Raw genomic sequence first — 16,901 nt, 5'->3', positions numbered from 1 at the left:
GACTCACTGGATGTCTCGGAATGGGGAATAACGATCGGATGGATAGCATAGCGGAGTTTTTGAAACAGTTCGGCGCGTTAGGGTTGTTCGTGCATTCGATGATCGACGCCATCTTCTTTCCGATCCCGGCGTTCTTCACGCAGGTTTCGTTAAGCATGATCGATCCGCAGGCAGCGCTTCAATTGGCCACGGTAGGGTTCATCGGCTGCTTGCTGGGAACGCCGGTCGGCTACGGAATCGGCAGGCTGTCGGGCAAGGTGCTGCTTCATAAATTTCTGAAGAAGAAGTGGGTCGACGCGGCGACCGCCATGTTCGGCAAGAACGGGGAAGCCGCCGTGATGATCGGCGCGTTCACGCCGATTCCCTTTAAGGTATTTACGATATTGTCCGGGGGATTGAATTTCCCGTTGTGGAAGCTGATGGTTTACGCCGCGATCGGGCGGGCCGCGAAGTTTTACATCGTCGGCAGCCTGTTTTATATGTACGGCCGAGCGGCCGAAGGCATGGTGAAGCAGGTGTCCATGTACGTCTTCCTCATCGCCGTGCCGGTGCTGCTGATCGGATTGTTCGTCAAGCGCAAGCTGACGAACCGCGCGAAGGCGAACGAAGCGGCAGGCGGGAAGGCGACGGTGGCGGTACAAGCGTCGCACAGCGAAGAGGCATAATCGAGATGTCGAACAGGCCGATGCGGCGACGCATCGGCCTGATTTCATTTTCGCCGGTAACGATGGATTAAACTGCCGGTCGAGCGTTAATCCTGAAGAGAATACCGACCGTGGAGGAGAAGTCTTTGGTTCCGAGGCATCAGACCGAGGTGATCGTCGTCGGCGCCGGCTTAGCCGGGTTAACCGCCGCATTGGAATTGATGTCGCATCAGGTTTCCTTCGTCTTGCTGGAGGCGCGCGACCGGGTCGGCGGGCGAGTGTACAGTCGCGCGGAGGACGGCGTGGTCGTCGATTACGGCGCCCAGTGGGTGTCGTCCAAGCAAACCCGGATGTCGGCGCTGCTGCATCGGTTCGGGCTGACGACGACCCCGACGCATACGGAGGGGCGCACGTTCTACGAGCTGATGGGTCGCCGACGCACGTCGGCGTCCGCAATGCCGCCCTTGCCCGCGGTTTCCCTCCTGGACGTGCTTCGCTTGCGGAAGCGACTGCGCGAGCTGGAGCGGCGAATCGACTTGGAGGCGCCATGGATGTCGAAGGAGGCCGAGCAATGGGACGCCGGCACGCTTCGAGCGTGGCTGGATCGGACGATGTTTTCCAAATACGGAAAGGCGCTCTACGAAATCATTGCGGAAGAAGCGCTATGCGGGGAGCTCGGCGAATTTTCGCTGTTGGACGCGGTATGGTCGTCGGCGTCGTGCGGCGGGCACGACCGAATTCTTACGGCGGAGCAGCGCTGGATCGCGGAAGGCGCGCAGACGCTGCCGGAGCGGATGGCGGCGGCGCTCGGCGATGCGGTCAAGCTGAACGCCCCGGCGCGCGCCGTCGAGTGGACGGAACGGTCGGTGACGGTGCGGACGGATCGCGAAGCCTGGGAGGGAAAACGGGCGATCCTCGCGATGCCTCCGACGTTCGCGGGGCGCCTGCGGTATGATCCTCCGCTGCCGTATATGCGGGATCAGCTGACGCAGCGGGCGGGGCAAGGCGCCGTCATGAAGTTTATCGTCGTATTCGAGAAAGCGTTCTGGCGAGACGTGGGGCTAAGCGGAGAGGCTTATATGGACCAAGGCCCGATTCGGCTCGCGATGGACAGCACGCTGCCCGGGCAGGGCAAGGGCGTACTGACCGCGCTCGCCACGGGGAAGAGCGCGCGCACGCTCGGCTTGCTGCCCGAGGAGGAACGACGGGCCGCCGTCTTGCGCAGCTTGTCGGTGCCGTTCGGCGACGAGGCGCTTCGGCCGGTCGCGTTCTACGAGAAGGATTGGATGTCCGATCCATGGTCGAGGGGCGGCTACGCCGCGCATCTCCCGCCGGGCGTCCTGACGCAGCTCGGTCCCGCGCTGCTGCAGCCCGTCGGACCGATCCATTGGGCAGGCACCGAGACCGCGACCGAATGGCGGTCCTATATGGAAGGAGCCGTACAATCGGGGGAGCGGGCGGCGGCCGAGGTGCTGCGGGCCATCCGGCCGTAAGGACCGAATCGAGCGAAGCGCCGATGCGCATCGCAGAGGAGCCGTCGCAAACATGCCGTTACAGCCCGCCCGTCGAATGGTAAAATATACAAAACCATTTCGAATCGGAGGGCGATGACGATGAAACGCGTACGTATCGGAGACACGGACTTGGTCGGCTCGTCGCTGGCGCTCGGCGGGGTTCCGCTCGGCAGCCGGCTGGATCGGGAGGCGTCCTTCGCGTTGATGGACCGGTACGTCGACGCGGGCGGCAATATGATCGACACGGCCGAGGTGTACGCGAATTGGCTGCCGGGCGAGGCGAGCGTCAGCGAGAAGACGATCGGCGCTTGGATGAAGGCGAGGAACAACCGCGAAGCGCTGATCGTCACGACCAAGGGGGCGCATCCGCGCATCCCGACGATGCATATCGCGAGAATGTCGCCGCAGGAGATCGCCCAAGACGTCGAAGCCAGCTTGAAGCGGCTGCAGGTCGACGCGATCGATCTGTATTGGCTGCACCGCGACGACAAGGATAGACCCGTCGGGGACATCCTCGAGACGCTGAATGCGCAAGTCCGCGCGGGGAACATCCGTTATTTCGGCTGCTCGAACTGGACGGCGGAGCGGATCGAAGAGGCGCAGCGATATGCGGCCGAGCATGGCGTGCAGGGCTTCTCGGCGAATCAACCGATGTGGAGTTTCGCTTCCGTCGACGCGGCGAAGTTTCAAGATCTTACGCTCGTGGCGATGGACGAGGAGATGCACCGCCTTCACCGAACGTCCGGCCTAACGGCGATTCCGTATTCGTCCCAGGCGCAAGGCTTGTTCGCGAAGCTCCAGGACGGGCGGCTCTCCCTCGACGGCGAAGCGGAAGGCGTCGCGCCGCACTACCGAACGGAGGACAACCGGAGGAAGCTGGAACGCATCCGGACGATCGCGGAGAACAAGTCGCTGTCCTTCACGCAGATCGCGCTGGCGTATTTGCTGTCGCAGCCGTTCCCGACGATCCCGATCGTCGGCTGCCATACGGAGGAGCAGCTCCGGGACTGCCTAACGGCGGACGAGGTGCGGTTTACGGAGGAGGAGCTGGCGTTCTTGTCCTAATCGACGAAACGAAAGAAGGCGGTCAGGGCGCATACGGCCCCGACCGCCTTCTTTCATGGCTACATTCTCGCCGTCACATACCCCATCTTGGTCGAGATGCGGTCGGCGACTTCGATCAAGACGCCCGCCAGCTCGCGCTCCCGCTCCGGCAAGCGGATATCCGAGAGCGGGCCGGACAAGCTGATCCCCGCCACGACCTTGCCGCTTCGCCCCCGCAGAGGCGCCGCGATGCAAGCTCTTCCGAGCGCCAGCTCCTCAAGCTCCGTGGCGTAGCCGCGGGAGCGTACCCGCTCCAACTCTTCCATCAGTTTGGTTCGATCGGTAATCGTCCGATCCGTGTAAGCGGTCAGTTCGATCCGGTCCAGCAGCGCCGACGCCTCGTCGCGGCCGAGGTGCGCGAGCAGCACCTTGCCGATGCCCGTGTTGTACAGCGGGTTGCTCCGCCCGAGCAAGGTGTACATCCGCGGGGAGCGATGGCTGTCCACATGCGCCAAATAAAACATCGATTGCGACTTCAGCACGGCCACGTTCGCGCCGAGGCCGAGCCGCCGCTCCAGGTCGAACAGCTCGGGCAGCGCCAGCTTCCGGATTTCGGAATTGTTCAGCGCGATGCCGCCGAGCGTAATGATCTGATGCCCCAGCCGGTAAAACCCGCTGAACTCGTCCTTCTCCACATAACCTAAGCTGACCATCGTCGCCAGCAGCCGGGATACATTGCTCTGCGTCAAATTCAGCTTCTTCGAAAAGTCGATCACGCGCAGCTCCGGCTGTTCGTCGGAGAAGCAGGAAAGAATCGCCAACGCCCGGGTCACGCTCTGGGTGATCATCGGATTCGTTTGTTCAGACTTCATCGGGTTCCATCCCTCGTAAGAGTATGATGCATTCATTGTACCTTATATCGTTCGAAAATTCTCATCGCCCCGCGCGCGCTGAGGCGATCCGACTCCTCCTCCGACACGGCGACGACGTCGAGCTCCGGATATCGCTCCTTCGCGATCGGCTCGAAGACGGACGGATACAACGATTTGCCGTACAGCACGAGACGCGACGTCCGCGGCGTGATCATCTCCCTCAAGAGGGCGAAGTCGAGCGAGAGCAAGGCGCCGAGGTAGAAGCTGGTCGCCCGCCGCTTGCCTGCGGCCTCCATCGTCTCCGCGACCCGCACGGAGAACAAGGCTCTGCCGAAGCCCGCCTGTTCGGCCGTCTCCAGCCCCTTCCGTACCCAAGCCTCGTCCGGCTCGAATTCCGAGAGGGATTGGAGGCTGCTTTTCAAAATCGTCTGCTGCATGATCGTCATCATCAATTCCCCGGTGATCGACGTCCGGCATCCCTCGATGCGCCCCTGGCGAAGCAGAATGCACTTATGATGCGAGCCGTAATGCATAAATAAGAGGTCGCCTCCCTCCGGATCGGGCTCGCCTCCTTCCAAATAGCCGAAGATTTCGGCCTCCTCCCCTCGCATCATATCCTTCTCCGCGATGTCCGAGTCCGTCCCGAACCCCGTCTTCACGCCGGGGATGAAATAGATCGGCCGGTCCGCGACGTCCGGGAACGTCCTCGCCACGAGCGCGGAGGCGATGTCGTCGAGGCCGGCGGGCGCTTCGCGATGCGGAATCTCGAGTAAGCCGACGCCGGAGGTGATCATGCCGGACGCCACGATGGCGTCGATCTCGTCGAGCGCGCAAGAATGCGCTTCCAATAGTTCCGCGATGCAGTCGCGAAGGGCGTCCGTCACGACGCTCGCGTCTCCGCGGATCGCGACGTCCTTAGCCCCCGCCGGCCGAACGGCGCTGCCGACGACTCTCTCTCCGTCGTATAGGCGCACGCGGCTCGAAGTCGTGCCGGAATCGATGACGAACAGTTTCAAAATGGAATCCCCTCCATAATCCCGAAGTGAAATATTGTATTGTAATATATTCATTCGCATTATAGAATATGGTTGTGTAATTGGCAATTCCTATTCGATATGAATGTTCAATTTCGGAATATAGAAGAGGGGGCACGCCGTGAACATTACCGCAATCGAAGTTTTTCCCTTGAAAATCCGCAACGAACCGGTGTATTTGGGGGATTCCCGGGGACTGGACGCGGAGCGCGATTACTACATTCGTCCGGAGTATCGCTCCATCTATTCGCGCAATCTGGAGACGCTGCTGGTGAAGATCGAAGCGGACGACGGATCGCACGGGTGGGGCGAAGCGTTGGCGCCCGTCGGCCCCGAGGTGACCGGCGAAATCGTCGAGCGGCTCTTGTCCCCGTTCCTGATCGGCGAGGATCCGAGAGATATCGACGTCATCTGGAACAAGCTGTACGACTCCATGAGGGAGCGAGGTTACTTCTCCGGGTTTATGGTCGACGCCATAACGGCGGTCGATATCGCTTTATGGGATCTCCTGGGGAAGTCGGTCGGTCTGCCCGCCTATCGGCTGCTCGGCGGCGCGCATCGGAAGCGGATCCCGGCATACGTCTCGGGCATCCCTAGAAATTCTAGGGATGAGCGGGTCCAGCTAGCGCTAGAGTGGAAGGCGCGCGGCTTCGAGGCGATAAAGCTGCACCTCGGCTACGGCGTCCGGGAGGACGCGAGCATCGCGGCGGAGATGCGCGAAGCGCTCGGAGACGAATTCCGCCTCATGATCGATGCGCATTGGAAATACAGCGTCCCCGACGCCATCCGGCTGGGACGCCGATTGGAGGCGCTCGGAATCGAGTTCTTGGAAGCGCCTACACTGCCCGAGGATATCGACGGGCACGTCGAGATTTGCCGAGCGCTCGACATGGCGGTGGCGATCGGCGAAGCGAAGCGGACGCGGTATCAGTTCAAGGAGCGGCTCGTCAAGCGCGCGGCGGATCTATTGCAGCCGGACGTAGGCAGGGCGGGCATCAGCGAGACGCGGAAGATCGCCAATATGGCGGAGGCGTTCAACATTAAGATCGCGCCTCACCTGAGCGTAGGGCTGGGCGTGTGCACGGCGGCGACCTTGCACCTGAGCGCGGCGATTCCGAATTTTCACATCTTGGAGTTCCAACCGTCCGTCCTCCCCGTAGCGAATAAGCTGCTGAAACAACCGATCGCGTGCGAGAAGGGCTTCTACGCGCTGCGGGAAGCGCCGGGACTCGGCGTGGAAATTGACGAGGAGAAGCTGCGCAGTTGGATGAAACGGTAACGGACCGAGAAGGATTTCACCCGAATACGAGAGCGCGAGGAGCGAATGCGAACATGACTACGAATCAAGTAACCTTGAAGGGCGTCTACCCGATTTTGGCCACCCCGTTCACCGAAACCGGCGAGGTGGACGAGCAAAGCTTGCGAGAGCTCGTTCGCTTCCAGTTGGCGGCGAAGGTGGACGGCATCGCCCTGTTCGGCAACGCCAGCGAAATGTATACGCTTCTGGAGCGGGAGCGGGAGTTGATCGCCGGCATCGTCGTCGACGAAGCGAAAGGTCGGGTGCCTCTCGTCTTCGGCAGCGGCCATACGGGACTCGAAGGCGCGGTGCAGCTGAGCAAGTGGGCGCAGAAGGCGGGCGCGGACGCGCTGATGGTGCTGCCGCCGTACATGGTGAAGCCGGACGGCAAGCGAATGATCGAATATTTCGGCGCGATCGCGAAGGCGGTCGACGTGCCGATCATGCTGCAGGACGCTCCGATCGCGAGCGGCGTGAGCATTCCGGTGCCCGCGATGTCGAAGCTGGCGAAGGAATACGAAAACATCGCTTATGTGAAGGTGGAGGCGCCGCCGACGACGGTGAAGATCACGGAAGTCATCGAGCAATCGGAAGGACGCCTCGCGGTGTTCGGCGGGTTGAACGGCATGTACTACTACGAAGAGCTGTGCCGCGGCGCGGTCGGCACGATGCCGGCTTGCGAGTTCCCGGACGTGTGCGTGCAGATTTATCAGTCGTTCGTTTCCGGGGAGAAGGATGCGGCCAGAGCGCTGTTCTACCGATACCTGCCTTTCATTCGCATCGGCACGATCGCCGGCTTCGCCATGGCGGTCCATAAAGAAGTGCTGAAGGCGGGCGGCGTCATCCGGTCCGCATACGTGCGCAATCCGAACGCTCCGATCGACGACATCCTGCGGAAGGAAGCGTTCGAGACGCTGAAGGGACTCGACCCGCTCGTGTTGAATTGGAAAAGGTAAAAAAGATCTAAATGGGGGAACGAAAATTGCTACTTTCCGGCAGGAAGGCGCTCGTTACAGGGGCGGGCGGAAGACTCGGAGGAGCCATCGCCGAACGATTCGCGTCGGAAGGCTGCGCCGTGCTGTTAGCGGACGTGAACGTCCGGAACGCGGAGGCCGCGGCGGAACGCTTGCGGGCGCAAGGACGTCGAGCGGAAGCCGTTCCGCTTGACGTGACGGACGAGGACGCGGTGCGGCGGACGTTCGCGGCGATCCCCGAGCTGGACATTCTGGTCAACAACGCGGGCGTTACGCGCGGCCGTCCCGTGCGGGAGTCGACGCTGCAGGAATGGAACGATACGATTCAAGTGAATCTGACGTCGATGTTTCTCTGCACCAAATACGCGCTGCCGCTGCTGGAGCGGTCGCCGGCGCCGGCGATCGTCAATATGTCGTCGATCAACGCCATCCGGACGAACCCGGGCCTCGCGGCGTATTCCGCCGCGAAGAGCGGCGTTGTCGCGTTCACCGAACAGCTGGCGATCGAAGGCGCCGCGTATCGCATTCGGGCGAACTGCATCTCGCCCGGCCGAACGATGCCCGAGGAGGAGCAAGCGAAGCGCTCGGGCGATCCGGCCTTCGAGATCGACCGGGATTGCTACCCGTTGGGGCGCCTCGGCGTCCCGTCCGACGTGGCGAACGCCGCCTTGTTTCTCGCCTCCGACCTGTCCGCGTTCGTGAACGGCGTCAATTTGGTCGTCGACGGCGGCATGTCGCTGCTTGCGACGAGCGGACTCGTCCGGCCGGACTTGCGGCAGCGGTGGAAGACGGGGAGGTATACGCTGGAGACGGAGGAGTGATCGCTTATGCTGAACCGCTATCGCTATGAATGGCTGGAACGGGACGGCGAATCGATCGGCCGGTTGATCGACGCGCGGGCGGAAGCCGAAGCGCACCTCCTTCCCGGCTTCGGCATGAACGTCGTCCGTTACGTCTCGCAGGGTCGGGACGTCGTGCTGCCGCCGCCTTCCTTCGCGGCGCTGCGGGAGACGCCGTTCCGATACGGCATCCCGGCGCTCGCCCCGCCGGGGCGAACGAGCGGAGGCGCGTTCGAGCATCGAGGCGTCCGCTACGCGCTGCCGGTCAAGTCCGGGAAGCACAATATGCACGGAGAGATCGGCACGGTTCCTTGGCGCATTGCGCGGCAGGGAGCGGACGAGGCATCGGGAGCGTTCCTGCAAGCCGAGTACGCGTACCGGGACGATCCGGCCCGCTTCGCCGCTTACCCGGCCGACTTGCGCTTCGCCGTTACATACCGGTTGAAAGACGGAGAGCTCTCTCTCGAAGGCAACGTGCGGAATGAGGGGCGGCGGCACGCTCCCTTCTCGCTCGGTTATCATCCGTACTTCGTCTGCGACCGAAGCCGCGCGACGCTCCGCATCCCGGCCTGCGCGCAGTGGACGATGAACGAGGACGGAGGAGCGGGCGCTCCGCCGAAGGCGTCGAACCTCGCCGCGTCGCTTCGGGAAGGGCTGGCGATATCGCGGATCGAAGGAAATCTGCATGTTCTCCAGTGCCGCGAGTTCGACTTAGATCCGGGGCGGACCGAACCGTACGTTTGCCGGCTGGACGATCGAGGTCTGAACCGCACCATTCGTTACGAGACGGACGGCTTGTTCGCCGTGACGGTCTTGTTTTTTCCCCCGTGGGGGGAGGCGGTTTCTTTGGAACCGCATACATGCATCCCGGACGCTTACAACCTGTCGCGGGACGCGTCCGATACCGGCGCGCTGGAGCTGGCGCCCGGAGAAGAGAGACGATTCGGATGGCGCATCGCGGTCGAGAACGGCGCATCCGCTTAAGGAGGATATGAACATGAAGGTTACGAATGTAGAAGTGTATATCGTGAAGCTCCGGCCGACAGGGACGGTGCAGAAGGACGGCAAGCGGTTCATTACGCCGGATTATTTCGTCGCCGACAGCAACCGCCGCTCCTGCGTCTATTCGGTGAACGCGGAGACGGTATTCGTGAAGGTGTCGACGGACGAGGGCATCGTCGGCTGGGGCGAAATTTTGGCGCCGACGAACCCGGAGGTCGTGGCGACGATTCTAAGGCATCATCTGGCGCCGATGGCGCTTGGCGAAAACCCGATGCGAAACCAGTATTTATGGGACAAAATGCTCGACACGCTCCGCGAACGCGGGTATACCGGCGGGTACTTGGTCGACGCGATGGCGGGCCTCGACATCGCCTTCTGGGACATTAAGGGGAAGGCGCTCGACCAGCCGGTCTATGCGCTCCTCGGCGGGCCGTATCGAGAGAAGCTTCGCTGCTACTGCTCCAGCGTGCCGGGAGCGGACGTCAAGGAGCGGCTCGAGAATGTAGCCCGGTTGAAGGAGGAGGGCTTCGACGCCGTGAAGATTCACACGTTCGGCAAAGGGAAGAAGCTCGATCTGGAGCTGCTCGAAGCGATCCGCGCCAAGTACGACGCGACCGAGATGGACCTTATGTTCGACGCGCACGGCAAGTGCACGCACACGGAGGCGTATACGTTGGGCCGGGCGTTAAGCGAGATGGACGCGATGTTCTTCGAGGCGCCGCTCACGTTCGAGGACCGGGAAGGCCACCGCAAGCTGGCGGAGGCGATCGACACCGCCGTCGCCGTAGGGGAGCCGCTTCGCACGATTTACACGTTCAAGGAGTGGATCGCCTCCGGCGCCGCGGAAGTGGTGCAGCCGGACATGGGCCGGAACGGCATTACGGAGATGATGCGGATCGCTCACTTGGCGGAAGCGTTCCACGTCCCGTTCGCGCCGCATCTGAGCGCGCATCAAGCCGTCGGTCACGCCGCGTCGATTCATGTGTCCGCGGCGATCTCGAATTTCCTCATCTACGAATACCAACCGAACGCCCTGAAGCGAAGCGCGGACTACTCGAACGCCTCCTTCCGGTTGGAGCGGGGAGAGATCGTCGTGCCGAACGCCCCGGGCCTCGGCGTCGACATCGACGAGCAAGCGATGCGCAAGGCGGTTACGGAATATTTCGAAGTCAAAGCATAAGATCGGCATCGGGGAAACCCATCTTAAAATCGGAGGTCTGAGATGAAGGATGCGGCCTATCGAATTTTAATCGTGGACGACGACGAAGAAGTCAGGAACGGCCTTGCGGAGATCGTGGATTGGAAGAGCTGCGGCTTTCAGGTGGCGGCCGCGCTGAAGGACGGCGAAGAGGCGATTCGGTACCTGCAGGACGCCAGCGTCGACGTCGTCCTGTCGGACATTCGAATGACGTTCGTATCGGGCTTACACCTCGCGAAGCATATTTACGAGCATCGGATTCCGGCGAAGGTCGTTCTGATCAGCGGATACCAGGAGTTCGAATTGGCGAAGGAAGCGCTCCGGTACAACGTGCAGGAGTATTTGCTGAAGCCGACGGATTTGGACGAGGTCTATAAGGTGTTCCGCGGCTTGAAGGAGCAGCTCGATCAGGAGCGGCTCGACCGGACTCGGCTGGCGATGGATAAGGAGATGCGCGAGCAGATGATGCGGTACTTGAAGGAACGCTATCTCCCGCATCTGCTGCTCGATACGACCGCCGACGAAGAGGAGATCATGCGTCAGTTCGAGATGATCGGACTGAACATCGACCCGAGAACGTGCGCTTGCGCTCTCGTCCGAATATCCTGGACCTCCGCTTCCCCGGCGGATACCGTGCAGCGCGCGCTGCTGGGCGGATTGACCGAGAACGCGTCGACCGTTACGCTGCTGCCGTACGGTCCGGTCAAGCGCCCGCTGACGATGCTGGCGGTCGGCGTCGATCCGGAGAAGAGCGAGCTGACGGAGGAGACCGACCGGATCTTCAAACAGACGTCGTCCCGGCTGCGCTCCTTGATCGGACTGACGATCGAATGGCAGGTAGATACCGTATACGGCCGACTGATCGATTTCTTGGAGGAGCAGCGCTCCTTCCGGCTGCGAACGGGGACGTCGACGGACGAGCGGCCCCGGCAGTGGAAGGAAGACAAGCGCCGTTGGACCGAATGTTTGGAGGCGGGGAGGTACGACGAGGCGGGTCGGCTGCTGAAACAGTACCTCGCGACGTACGGCGGGGACGGGATCGACGACGTCAAGTCGATCCTGATTCAGCTGTTCGGCAGCTTGAACGCGGTGTACGCGGCGGACAGCGGCAGCGCCCAGCTCATGCAGCTGTGCAAATCGGAAGACTTGGAGGAGATCGAGCGGATCAGCGAATCGCTTCTGCAAGGCATGAGCCGGCGGGAAGAAGGAGAAGCGGGGTTGAACGCCGAAACCGAGCGGAAGGTCATCTCGAAGGCGAAGCAATACATTCGGGAAAATCTCGGGAAGGACCTTTCCTTATCCGAGGTGGCGGACTTCGTCTATTTGAACCCGGTGTACCTGAGCCGCCTCTTCAAGCTGGAAACCGGAAGCGGCTTCTCCGATTACGTCACGGAGGTGCGGATGAATCTGGCCGCTCAGCTGCTGCGGGATACGAATTTAAAAATTTACGAAATATGCGAGAAGGCGGGATACAAAGACGTCAGACACTTTTACAAGCTGTTCAAGCGGTATGCGGGCTTCTCGCCTAGCGAATATCGGGAGCGCGCCGAATGAAATCGCGCGCCGGATCGGAATCGGCGCTGGCCTGCATGAAGGCCGGCTTTTCCGCGTATAGGGGCAACGATAGAACTCTTCATTTCATGCTCGTGCGCAAGGCGCATGCGCGGAAGAAGCGTTACCACGGAGGGACGACATGAAGGAAAGAGCATCGTTGTGGACGTATATCCGCAACTACAAGTTCAAGAGCATCTTCATTAAAAACTTCATGATCGTCCTGTTTCTGCTGATGGTCCCCTTGGTATGCCTGCATTACCTTGTATTCCTATATAACGATTCCACGATGCGGGAAGAAGTGAGCCGCGCGAGCGCCGGCGAACTGACCCGGATCCGGGATACGGTGGACATCATTATGGCGGAGGCGGCAAGCCTCGGCATCCGACTCGGCTCCGATCCGGACGTCGAGCTGTTTCTGTCGGAAACGATCGAATATCCCCTCGGTTACTCCATGATCTCAAGAATACGGAGGATTCAAGAAATCCTCGGCACTTCGATGGTAACGAATCCCTACGTGGACTCGATCCAAATTTACTCCGGCGACGGGGAGAACGAGTATTTGCTTTCTTCGACGAGCGGAGGAGCGCTGGATAAGTACGAACATCGATGGTGGTACGACGAGTACTTGGCCAAGAAGGGAGAACGGAACTTCTGGGTCAGCGCGCTGCGGAAGCCGTCTCGCGATACGATAGAATACAATTTGGTCTTGTTCCGCAAGCTTTCGATGACCGGAGCGAACAAAGAAGGTTTGCTGACCGTCACGATCAGCGCCGAACAGCTGAGACCGCTGCTGAAGGAGGTCACGCCGGAACAGGAAATCTACATCTTGGATCGGCAAGGGAATATCGTTTTCACGCAGGAACAGCGCTTAATTACGAAGCCCATCGAATCCCGTCATCCGCATTTGCCCTTGCCCGTATTTTCGGGTACGCCGTTCTCCGACATTATCCGGTATGAAGGCATGGATCGGATCGTCTCGGCGGCTCCGTCCTCCCGCGGCGAATGGACGTATGTTTCCATCGTTCCCTTAGAGCATTACGAATCGAGACAAAACCAGCTTCATTCCTTTATTATTTTGCTGTTCGCGATCGGGGTCGGCTCCAGCTTTTTGATCGCGTTTCTGATATCCGTTCAGACGTACCAACCGATTCGAGGGATCTTAAACTTGCTGGAGAGCAGCCATCCGCCGATGAGAGACTTTAAGAGCAAACCGTCCGGAGACGGCAACGAAATCAAATACATCGCGGCTACGATACTGGAATCTTCGGAACAGAAAAAGGAGATGGAGCAGGAGCTGCGCCGCAGGTACGAGATGATGAGCAAAGCGCAAGGTATCGCGCTGCAGGCCCAAATCAACCCTCACATGCTGTACAACACGCTGGAAGCGATCAATTGGAAGGTGATGCGGCTGACGAACGGCAAGAACGAAGCGTCCGTCATGATCCACACGCTGTCACGATTGCTGCGGCTCAGCTTGTCGACCGGGGACAACATTATCCCGCTCCGAGAGGAGCTGGAGCATGCCAGACTGTATGTGGAGGTGCAGCAGCTTCACTACAAGGATCAGCTGGAAGTGATTTGGAAAGTTAACGGAAGCATTCTCGATTTTCTAACGGTGAAGCTCACGCTGCAGCCGATTATCGAGAACGCGATTCATCATGGGATCAAGCCTTCCGGCCGGCCCGGCGTCATCAGCATTATCGGCTACGAGGAGAGGGAATCCATCGTACTGAAAATCAAAGACAACGGGGTCGGCCTCAGCCAAGCGGCGGCGGATAAGCTGAACCAAGACATCCAATCCGACGAAATCAAGGAAGACGCCCATATCGGGCTTAGCAACGTAAACCAAAGAATTCGGCTCATCTTCGGTGAAGCGTACGGCGTTCGCATGTACGGCAAGGAAGGAGAAGGGACGATCGTCGAACTGCGAATTCCGAAGCGGACGTAAGTTTTTCTCGCCGCACCAAATGTCAATGTCGACACACTATTGCGAAAGCGATATCAATAAAGCGTTTACATCCCCTCACTATTTGTAGATTGAGGGGAATTTTTATATCGGGCGGCGGAATTTATACTGAAATCAGGAAAGTCCGGCAAGTCCCAAGATGGAGAGGAGAGACAACGACGTGGCGCAATCCAATCCCGACATCGAAGGCTCCGTTCAGCCTTTTCGAATCGTTGCGGCGAAAAAAGAGAGCTTCCTGAAATACTTTATCAAAAATAAGTGGCTGTATATCTTTTTGATTCCCGGGGTGTTGTATTTTCTGATCTTTAAGTACGCTCCGATGTTCGGCATCGTCATCGCTTTCAAGCAATTGAGCTTGGCGAAAGGGATCTGGGGCAGCGATTGGATCGGCTTCGCGAACTTCGAGACGTTGTTTTCTTCCGCCCACTTCATTCGCGTGCTCAGGAACTCCATCCTGCTCAGCGTGTACCAAATCGTCTTCGGCTTCCCGGCCCCGATCATCCTGGCGCTGATGCTGAACGAGGTCAGGCAGATGGCGTTCAAGCGAATATCGCAGACGATTTTGTATTTGCCCCACTTTATTTCATGGGTCGTATTGGCCGGCATCGTCATCAACTTCCTCTCCCCGACGGACGGGGTCGCGAATCAAATCGTAACGGCGTTCGGCCACGATCCGATCAAGTTTTTGCAGGAACCGCAATATTTCAGAACGATCATCGTCAGCGCCGAAATATGGAAGGGCATCGGCTGGGGAACCATCATCTATTTGGCGGCGATGACGGGCATCGACCCGACGTTGTACGAGTCGGCCAAGATCGACGGCGCTTCGCGGATGCAGCGGATTCTATACATTACGATTCCCGGGATCGCGACGACGGTCGTCATCATGCTCCTTCTGAGTCTCGGCAACATTCTGGACAACGGCTTCGAGCAAGTGTTCTTGTTGTATAACCCGGTGACGTACGAGACAGGCGATATCTTCGAGACGTATACGTACCGGATCGGCCTGCAGGACGGACGGCTGTCCTACGCTACGGCGGTCGGCTTGTTCAAGAGCGTGGTCGGATTCATCTTAATTATTTCGGCGAACTACGCGGCCCGTAAAATCAGCGGAAAATCCATTTGGTAGGAGGGAAGCGAATGCGCCTCAAATTCAGCCTTTTCGACGCTGTCAACAATACGCTCGTCGCGCTCGTCACGCTGTTAATGCTTTTCCCGTTCTTGAACGTGTTCGCCGTCTCCATCAGCGACTACTCCGCCTACGTGGAAAACCCGATGCGCATCTGGCCGAAGGATATTTCGTTCGAGGCGTACCATGAAATCATGAAGCATCCGGTGCTGTGGTCCAGCTATATGAATACGATCCTCGTCACCGTCTCCGGCGTGCTGATCGGCATCTTCCTCTATCTCGTGACGGCGTACCCGTTGTCCAAGAAGCATCTTAGGGGCCGGGGCCTCATCATGGTGGCCATCGTATTCACGATGCTGTTCAACGGGGGACTCATCCCGAACTATTATTTGATGCGCGAGCTCGGGCTGATCAATACGCTGGCCGCGCTCGTGATGCCGGCGCTGATTACCGGCTTCAACCTGATTTTGATGAAGACGTTCATGGAACATATTCCGGAAGAGCTGGAGGAAGCGGCTCGCATCGACGGCGCGTCCGACCCTTACATTTTGTTCCGCATCGTCGCTCCGCTGTCGGGCCCGATTATCGCGACGCTCTGCTTGTTTTCGGCCGTAGGGTACTGGAACAACTTCTATAACGCGATCGTGTACATCCGCGACGTGGAGAAGTGGCCGCTCATGCTGTTCCTGCGGGAAATTATCGAGGGATCGAAGCTGAACTCGATCATGGGCGGCGGCGGGGATAACGCGGCGGAAACTTCGAACCTGAACATTACGCCCGTCACCCTTCAGTATGCCACGCTGATGATCGTCATGATCCCGATTCTCTGCGTATATCCGTTCCTGCAAAAATATTTCGTCAAAGGCATCATGCTCGGCTCCGTGAAAGGCTGACGATCGGATTCGGGAGGATCGTCGGTAGCGTCGGTAGTAGAGGCCATAGCCTTTATTATAAAAAAAACAAATCATGATGAGGGGAGTAATACCAATGGAGCGATCTTTCAAGAGTATGCTCAGCTTCGGGATCGTCACGACGATGCTCGTGTTAGCCGCCTGCTCCGGCAACGGCTCAGGCGGAGAGGAGCCGAGCGGTTCGAGCACGACCGAGACGCCGCCTGCCGGAGGCGCGACCGCGGAAACGCCGAAGACCGAGACGCCGGCAGCGCCGACCGGGATCGATACGTCCGAGCGGGTCACGATCAAAATTATGGCCAACTTCAACCCGGCGGACGTCGCGCCGGCGGACCAAGCGTTGTTCGACAAGGTCGAAGCGGCGCTGAACGTCGATTTGGAATGGATCGTCCCGCCGTCGACGGGATACAAGGAGCAGCTTCAGCTGTCGCTCGTCTCCGGGGATTATCCGGACATGGTCATGTTCCCGGCCGAGACGGACGAGACGTTCCTGAACGCCGTCAACGAGGGCATCGTCATCCCGGTGAATCCGTTCCTGGACCTGCTGCCGAATATTAAGCAATACACGTACGACGTCTCTTGGGAAGCGCTTGAGACGTTGCGCGACGGCAATATTTACGGCATTCCGCGCACGTCGGTCGCTCGGAACGACGGCTTCATCATCCGTCAGGATTGGCTCGACAACCTTGGCATTCAGGTGCCGGAGAGCCGCGAAGTGACGATCGATCAATTCACCGACATTCTACGCAAGTTTACGTTCGACGATCCGGACGGGAACGGCAAGAACGACACGTACGGCTTTGCGGGCTATCTCAATACGACGAAATTGATCGATCCGATTCTTTCGTCCCAATTCGGCAACTTAGGCTGGCAGAAGTCGTCCGGCGGGGAATTCGAATATATGACGCCGATGTACGACAAAA

The 16,901-nt window shown here is 59.6% G+C and carries 15 protein-coding genes; 13 read left to right on the top strand and 2 right to left on the bottom strand.

Going from position 1 to position 16,901, the window contains the following annotated elements:
- Positions 1 to 38 precede the first annotated feature (38 nt).
- The 3 genes from RIN49_RS15925 to RIN49_RS15915 all read left to right on the top strand — a co-directional run bounded on the left by RIN49_RS15925 (position 39) and on the right by RIN49_RS15915 (position 3,223).
- Entirely contained in the window at positions 39 to 665 is a 627-nt protein-coding gene (locus tag RIN49_RS15925) for a YqaA family protein (protein ID WP_309121156.1), read from the top strand.
- A gap of 125 nt (positions 666 to 790) precedes the next feature.
- Positions 791 to 2,137, top strand: a complete 1,347-nt coding sequence (locus tag RIN49_RS15920; RefSeq protein WP_309121155.1) for a flavin monoamine oxidase family protein — start codon at positions 791 to 793, stop codon at positions 2,135 to 2,137.
- Positions 2,138 to 2,257: 120 nt separating this feature from the next.
- Positions 2,258 to 3,223 (top strand): aldo/keto reductase, encoded by a 966-nt coding sequence (locus RIN49_RS15915; protein WP_309121154.1) that lies wholly within the window; start codon positions 2,258 to 2,260, stop codon positions 3,221 to 3,223.
- Positions 3,224 to 3,282: 59 nt separating this feature from the next.
- Here RIN49_RS15915 and RIN49_RS15910 read toward each other — a convergent pair whose 3' ends face one another.
- Both RIN49_RS15910 and RIN49_RS15905 read right to left on the bottom strand, forming a co-directional pair.
- The gene (locus RIN49_RS15910) at positions 3,283 to 4,074 is read right to left on the bottom strand and encodes an IclR family transcriptional regulator (RefSeq protein ID WP_309121153.1); all 792 of its coding nucleotides are present in this window, start codon (positions 4,072 to 4,074) and stop codon (positions 3,283 to 3,285) included.
- 32 nt (positions 4,075 to 4,106) lie between these two features.
- Positions 4,107 to 5,090, bottom strand: coding sequence for a 2-dehydro-3-deoxygalactonokinase (locus RIN49_RS15905; RefSeq protein WP_309121152.1), 984 nt, complete (start codon positions 5,088 to 5,090; stop codon positions 4,107 to 4,109).
- Between the two features lie 139 nt (positions 5,091 to 5,229).
- On the opposite strand from RIN49_RS15905, the gene RIN49_RS15900 reads away from it, so the two are divergent.
- The 10 genes from RIN49_RS15900 to RIN49_RS15855 form a co-directional block, all read left to right on the top strand.
- Positions 5,230 to 6,387, top strand: coding sequence for a mandelate racemase/muconate lactonizing enzyme family protein (locus tag RIN49_RS15900; RefSeq protein WP_309121151.1), 1,158 nt, complete (start codon positions 5,230 to 5,232; stop codon positions 6,385 to 6,387).
- Positions 6,388 to 6,440: 53 nt separating this feature from the next.
- Positions 6,441 to 7,361 carry a dihydrodipicolinate synthase family protein gene (locus RIN49_RS15895; RefSeq protein ID WP_309121150.1) on the top strand — a complete coding sequence of 307 codons (921 nt, stop codon included), beginning with the start codon at positions 6,441 to 6,443 and terminating at the stop codon, positions 7,359 to 7,361.
- 26 nt (positions 7,362 to 7,387) lie between these two features.
- The gene (locus RIN49_RS15890) at positions 7,388 to 8,200 is read left to right on the top strand and encodes an SDR family NAD(P)-dependent oxidoreductase (protein ID WP_309121149.1); all 813 of its coding nucleotides are present in this window, start codon (positions 7,388 to 7,390) and stop codon (positions 8,198 to 8,200) included.
- Positions 8,201 to 8,206: 6 nt separating this feature from the next.
- Positions 8,207 to 9,202: an aldose 1-epimerase gene (locus RIN49_RS15885; protein WP_309121148.1), complete on the top strand. Its 996-nt coding sequence runs from the start codon at positions 8,207 to 8,209 to the stop codon at positions 9,200 to 9,202.
- Between the two features lie 13 nt (positions 9,203 to 9,215).
- A complete protein-coding gene (locus tag RIN49_RS15880; RefSeq protein WP_309121147.1) occupies positions 9,216 to 10,400 on the top strand; it encodes a mandelate racemase/muconate lactonizing enzyme family protein in 1,185 nt (394 codons plus the stop codon).
- Positions 10,401 to 10,442: 42 nt separating this feature from the next.
- The gene (locus RIN49_RS15875; protein ID WP_309121146.1) at positions 10,443 to 11,972 is read left to right on the top strand and encodes a response regulator transcription factor; all 1,530 of its coding nucleotides are present in this window, start codon (positions 10,443 to 10,445) and stop codon (positions 11,970 to 11,972) included.
- A gap of 139 nt (positions 11,973 to 12,111) precedes the next feature.
- Positions 12,112 to 13,920 carry a sensor histidine kinase gene (locus tag RIN49_RS15870; RefSeq protein WP_309121145.1) on the top strand — a complete coding sequence of 603 codons (1,809 nt, stop codon included), beginning with the start codon at positions 12,112 to 12,114 and terminating at the stop codon, positions 13,918 to 13,920.
- A 178-nt stretch (positions 13,921 to 14,098) separates the two neighbouring features.
- A complete protein-coding gene (locus tag RIN49_RS15865; RefSeq protein ID WP_309121144.1) occupies positions 14,099 to 15,067 on the top strand; it encodes an ABC transporter permease in 969 nt (322 codons plus the stop codon).
- Positions 15,068 to 15,078: 11 nt separating this feature from the next.
- On the top strand, positions 15,079 to 15,960 hold the full coding sequence (locus RIN49_RS15860; RefSeq protein WP_309121143.1) for a carbohydrate ABC transporter permease: 882 nt from the start codon (positions 15,079 to 15,081) through the stop codon (positions 15,958 to 15,960).
- 94 nt (positions 15,961 to 16,054) lie between these two features.
- Positions 16,055 to 16,901 (top strand): extracellular solute-binding protein (locus tag RIN49_RS15855; RefSeq protein WP_309121142.1); only part of this gene is annotated, 847 nt, incomplete at its 3' end.

This window comes from Paenibacillus sp. (genome assembly GCF_031177825.1).
Taxonomy (GTDB): domain Bacteria; phylum Bacillota; class Bacilli; order Paenibacillales; family YIM-B00363; genus Paenibacillus_AE.
Note: the sequence above shows the minus strand (reverse complement) of the source record. Positions and strands in the feature narration are given on the sequence as shown.